Raw genomic sequence first — 5,643 nt, forward strand, 5'->3', positions numbered from 1 at the left:
GGCTACCTCAACTACTTCAGGATTCATTCCAACTCGTTTCATTAGTTTCTTCCATGTTGGACCATGTAATCGAGGAGAACATGCAGATACAACAATTTTATTTATACCCTGTTCCTTGATAGCTGTTTCTATTTCGACTTGTCCTGGATCTGAACATGTATATGTATTAACTTGTACAAGTTCTACATTTGGCATTGTTTCAATTTCTTTAGCAATTTCATCAATATCTACACTCCCTGCTATGTTTTTTCCGCATTTACAAAGAAAAACTCCGATTTTTGCCTCTGGTTCAGCTGTTACTTTTTCTACACTTTCTGTCATCGAATTATTCACCAGTTTATTTTGTCTTACTTTGAGCTAGTTGATTAAGTCTTTCTAACTTCTGAGTAAAGCCTTCCCGTGGACTATTAACAAACTCACCACAGATAATTTTCTTCATTTCATGTGAATATATCGCTTCATGGGGAGGGCAATCCTTCTTGATTACAACTAAATTTTTCAGCCACTCTAGCATTTGAATTGCGTCTCCAAGTTTATTCTTTCTACCATATTGGGTAAAACAAGGAGCAAGTACCTCAATAAAACTGAATCCAGGATTATCCATTGCTTTCATAATGCTAGCCTTTAATCTAAGAGTATCATAACCAGGCCAACGAGCAACATACGAAGCTCCAGCAGCTGCTGCTAATGATACCAAATTAAAAGGAGGTTCAATATTACCATAAGGTGAAGTTGCAGTGAAATCTCCAATGGAGGTTGTAGGTGCAACCTGACCACCAGTCATGCCATAAATACCGTTATTATTACAAATCACGTTAATTTCAACGTTTCTACGACAGGCGTGAATAAAATGATTACCTCCTATAGCAAAAAGATCTCCGTCTCCTGAAAGGACAAATACTTCCAATTTCGGATTTGCTAATTTTAATCCAGTGGCAAATGGAATTGCTCTTCCATGAGTAGCATGAAAAGCTGGTGCTTTGAAACAACCACTAGATCGACCAGTACACCCGATCCCAGAAACAATCGCATAATCTTTAGGTGTGAGACCTCGTTCCACTAAACAGCTTGTAATTGAAGTAATTGCTGTTCCAATTAAACAACCAGGGCAGAATATAAATCTATTTAAGTTTAATCTTCCGTGTAATGGATGATCCTCTGGAAAATCTGCCATAAATAGAGTTTTTGACTCATCTTCGTCTTCTAAGGTGGTCATTTCTTCATCTCCTTTAAAATTTCATCATAAATTAAACTAGGACTAAATGGAATAGTAGTGGGAATTGAAATTCCTGAGACACTAAATCCAAGATGTCGAAATCGTTCAACTTCACGAATTATCATCCCATAATTCATTTCACTCACTATAACCTTCTTTATCCCTAAACTCCCAAACTTTTCCATTAAATCCTCTGGAAAAGGCCAAAGAGTTTTTAATCTAGCATAACCAATTTTGAAACCCTTTTCGCGAGCTCGTTTAACTGCCTCAGGATTTCCACGAGAATTAATTCCATAAGATAGGATAACTGTATCAGCATCCTCAAGATAATATCCTTCCCAATCATAAATGTCTTTTCTCGCTCTTCTAATTTTATCACAAAGTCTTTTATTCAGACTGATCTGGGTTTCAGGTCTCATATCAGGGCTACCAGTCACATCATGTGTTAATCCAGTAACATAGAAGTTGTACTCAGAACCAGCTACTGCCATGCCAGGAATAAGATCTTCATCAATTATTTCAAATGGTTTGTAATCACTTGGTGGCACTTGGGGAGGTTTACGATTAATTATTTCAAAATCTGAATGATAGAAAACAGGTTCTTCCATTTGGCCAACAATACCATCAGATGCAACAATAACAGGTGTTCTATATTTTTCTGCGAAATTAAAGGCACGAATAGTAAAATCATAACATTCTTGTACTGAAGCTGGAGCTAAAACAATTATTTCATAATCACCATGAGAAGCCCACCTTGTTTGCATAACATCTGATTGAGATGCTTTTGTAGGTTGTCCAGTACTTGGACCGCCTCGCATCACTGTGACGATAACCATTGGAGCCTCTAACATGAATCCTAATCCAATAGTTTCAGCCATGAGAGAGAATCCTGGTCCTGAGGTAGCAGTCATCGCTTTTACACCAGCATAGGAAGCCCCAACAACTGAAACTATTGAAGCTAATTCATCTTCCATTTGAATAAACGTACCACCAACTTGGGGAAGCCTTCTCGACATGTATGCAGCGATTTCTGAAGAGGGAGTAATTGGATACCCTCCAAAATATCTACAGCCTACTGCGATAGCACCCTCGGCCGATGCATAATTTCCTGTTGCTAAAATTGCTTTTGATTTACTCATTCTAAATAATCACCTAGGAAATATCCTTTTCTAGAATAAAAATCGAGGCTGTAGGGCAAATACGTTCACATTGCTCACATCCTACACATTCATCTGGTTTAATGGTTTTAGCATAATGTAAGACACGGCTGTTAAACGACTCTAGATCAATCTCTAATACGTCTTTGGGACAGAATTCCACACATAATTTGCAACCATCACACTGTTCACTGAATATTCGTACAGTATATTCTTTTTCAGCGCGAGGGGGTGCTAATATGGGCGTCCTTTTTGATTTTAACATTTTATATCCTCTTTAAGGTGACAGAACGCTCTGTCATTCTAACCTGATTATTAAGTTATTTGCAAGTTGGAGTTTTTAAATCTGTTTTTAGGGTGATGCATAATAATAATTAATATATACTTATATATCATAAATTATATGAAAAATCGAATATTTGTTCAAATTTTCAAATAGTCTACCCAAAATAAAGAATAAACCATTCTAAGAATCTCGTCTTATTTCGTATCGATTAGGATTTTTCAATAAAGTAATTAAAGGTTAAATCTATAAAAAAGTTTAATCCTGCAAAAGATGAAGTAAGAGTATCAATAATCGAAAATTGTGATCCTAACAATTAAATTCATTTTTTTAATTACACGAGATTTAAAAGATTTATATATGCAATATTATAAGACATAATACTTAAGAAGAATGAAATAAAATTTTCATTAGAAGTATTAGACACCCTAAATGAGGTTCTTAGATGAAGGCTAAATTTCGATTTTCTGGACGTGGTGGCCAAGGTATTAAATTCCTTGGAAGTGCATTAGTACGGGTCGCAATGGAAGCTAACTTCCATGCAACATTAACCGTTGACTATACTCCCTCTGTTAGAGGCGGACCTATATTCTGTGATGTAGTGATCAGTGATGAACCCATAGCTTATCCCTATTGCGATGCTGACGCAGATTATTTTGTCGCGCTTGATCAAAAAGGATTTAAACGGGCTGCAGAATGTATCAATGAAAATACCACTTCTTACATTGATGCTCATTCAATTGATGATAGTGCTAAGGAAATAATATCGAAAGGGACAATGTATCGGGTACCAATTACCAAGCGAGCTGATGAAAAGCAAGCTACGGAAGCTGTAAACATTCTATCCTTAGGATTCCTATCAGAACAGCTGTTAAAAAGTAAAAAACCTGATCTAAAAGAAGATCAATATATAACTGTGTTTAAGAAAATGAGAAATTCTGAAAATAATATCAAAACATTTCAGTTTGGCAAAGAGCTTTATCATGAAATATTTAATTGATGATCATCCACTATTCTTTTTGAAAATTTTTGAATCAAAAGCCTTTTTTCTTCTTCTTTTTTTTAATCCACCCATATTTGTAGAGGAATCGCCAAGCGACTCTGAACTGGGTTGCTGAAGGTCGTTTCATTAGTTCTGTTTTTTGGTCATCAGAGAGAGTATTAAACATGTTCAAGTAAAGTTTGGCGCCATAGATGTCTAAATCATCTCGGTAATTACCCTTTTCTATCATTCGCATACGCCTTTCTCGAAGCACGATCTCACACATTTCAGGTAGGGTAGTGCCTTCAGGGAATGTAAATCCCTCATCTATTGCGTCTCTCCTTTGGTATTTTCTATTTCGTCTATATCCCGAAATATGAACAAATCTAGGAAACTCTGTTGTGATTGCATCCCGCTCTTCCTGTGACAATGGGTCAAAATTTAACTCAATGGGGTATTCTTCATTCTTCTTCTGCTTCTTCTTTTTCAGCTTTTAACCCTCACGAGATTAACACACAACACAAATCTTACAGACTATTTTTTCGTCTTCCTTGTCTTAATCCACCCATACTTATAGAGGAAGCGCCAGGCGACTCTAGATTGGATTACTGGAGGTCGTTTCATTAATTTGGCTTTTTGGTCATCAGAGAGGGTATTGAACATGTTCAAGTAAAGTTTGGCTCCATAGATGTCCAAAAAATCTCGATAATTCCCCTTTTCTATCATTCTCATGCGTCTTTCTCGAAGCACGATCTCACACATTTCAGGCAGGGTGGTACCTTCGGGAAAAGTAAATCCTTCTCTCATTGCATCTCTCTCTTGATATTTTCTATTCCGTCTGTGTCCTGAAATATGAACAAATCTAGGAAATGCTACTCTAATTGCATCCCACTCCTCCTCTGATAATGGGTCAAAATTCAACTCAATAGGGTATTCTTCATCCCTCTTCTGCTTCTTTTTCAGCTTTCAACCCTCAAAAGAGTAACACACAAAACAATTATAAAAACCTTAATACACAATACTTGAAAATAATTGGTAAATTAAATTTGTGTCTTCATCAGTTATTATACCAGAATAGACCTCAAGAATTATCAAACCTTTAACAAATATTTACCCCCTTACTTCTAAATTATCTCTTTTGATAATAATATTCTGGATATGATAAATATACAAAATCTTTTATCAGGATTCTTGAAAGATACTAAGAAATAATAGTGTATCTTCCAATTATATCCTATTACGTGAAGGAAAAAGAGAACTACGGATAAGAACATTAATATCTTTTAATCTGAGAGAAAATTCTCTCAACAAGTCATTAAAGAACAATCTCTGCTTATTTTGGAATAGATCTAACTCAAAATCGATTTTTCTCTTCTTTATTTAAAAATAATAGGTTTTAAAGAATTAATTATAAAAATTTAGAAATTAGGGTTAAAGAATACAAATCAAGAGAATTTATAATCATTAATCAAAGAAAAACTTCATCTTTTCTCAACATTTCAAAATCTAGGCTGAAATAAACCATTAATGAGAAATATAAGAGGGCTTAGATGACTAATTAATGAGAATCAAGATGTAAGTCTATATTGTTATATTTCAGGGACTCATATATCAGTCTATTTCTGCCATTCTAGCATGATAAAACATCATAAAAAAATTGGCTTAAAAGATAAAATAAAGTCTTCTCTTGTTCTCATTATGCCAATAAAGGATTGAGAAGGTAGAAGTCCGAATGGTCAATAGCTTTATAAATCCATTGGCATAGTGGTACCTGAATAGTTTCAAGAGTTATGATGGACTAAATGGATATGAATTTGCAAATAAGCATCATTAAATTGGTAATAACACAAATAATATCTATTTCTGTTGAAAAAATGGTACTATTCGGAAAAATAAATGTTAATTGTAATACAGTGGATATTTAGGAAGTAATACATATGATTGAAGCGATTAAAACTTTAGATGCACGAAATCTTTCCTGTCCTATGCCTGTCTTGAAGTCGAA

The 5,643-nt window shown here is 34.8% G+C and carries 6 protein-coding genes and 1 pseudogene; 1 reads left to right on the forward strand and 6 read right to left on the reverse strand.

Annotation, left to right across the window (positions count from 1 at the left end; all coding sequences use genetic code 11):
* From ACWVCY_RS03300 to ACWVCY_RS03315, 4 genes and pseudogenes are all read right to left on the reverse strand, one after another.
* Positions 1-321, reverse strand: a pseudogene (locus ACWVCY_RS03300) (disulfide reductase); the annotation flags it as partial.
* A 16-nt stretch (positions 322-337) separates the two neighbouring features.
* On the reverse strand, positions 338-1,216 hold the full coding sequence (locus ACWVCY_RS03305) for a thiamine pyrophosphate-dependent enzyme (protein WP_455140266.1): 879 nt from the start codon (positions 1,214-1,216) through the stop codon (positions 338-340).
* Positions 1,213-2,355: a 2-oxoacid:acceptor oxidoreductase subunit alpha gene (locus ACWVCY_RS03310; protein ID WP_455140267.1), complete on the reverse strand. Its 1,143-nt coding sequence runs from the start codon at positions 2,353-2,355 to the stop codon at positions 1,213-1,215. Before ACWVCY_RS03310 ends, ACWVCY_RS03305 begins: the two co-directional genes overlap by 4 nt.
* 13 nt (positions 2,356-2,368) lie before the next feature.
* Entirely contained in the window at positions 2,369-2,638 is a 270-nt protein-coding gene (locus tag ACWVCY_RS03315; protein ID WP_455140268.1) for a 4Fe-4S dicluster domain-containing protein, read from the reverse strand.
* Between the two features lie 463 nt (positions 2,639-3,101).
* On the opposite strand from ACWVCY_RS03315, the gene ACWVCY_RS03320 reads away from it, so the two are divergent.
* Positions 3,102-3,656, forward strand: a complete 555-nt coding sequence (locus tag ACWVCY_RS03320) for a 2-oxoacid:acceptor oxidoreductase family protein (protein WP_455140269.1) — start codon at positions 3,102-3,104, stop codon at positions 3,654-3,656.
* 34 nt (positions 3,657-3,690) lie between these two features.
* Here ACWVCY_RS03320 and ACWVCY_RS03325 read toward each other — a convergent pair whose 3' ends face one another.
* Both ACWVCY_RS03325 and ACWVCY_RS03330 read right to left on the reverse strand, forming a co-directional pair.
* Positions 3,691-4,068, reverse strand: coding sequence for a hypothetical protein (locus ACWVCY_RS03325; RefSeq protein WP_455140270.1), 378 nt, complete (start codon positions 4,066-4,068; stop codon positions 3,691-3,693).
* Between the two features lie 104 nt (positions 4,069-4,172).
* Positions 4,173-4,559 (reverse strand): hypothetical protein, encoded by a 387-nt coding sequence (locus tag ACWVCY_RS03330; protein ID WP_455140271.1) that lies wholly within the window; start codon positions 4,557-4,559, stop codon positions 4,173-4,175.
* Between the last annotated feature and the right edge of the window lie 1,084 nt (positions 4,560-5,643).

The sequence above is a fragment of the Candidatus Hodarchaeum mangrovi genome (assembly GCF_975850365.1).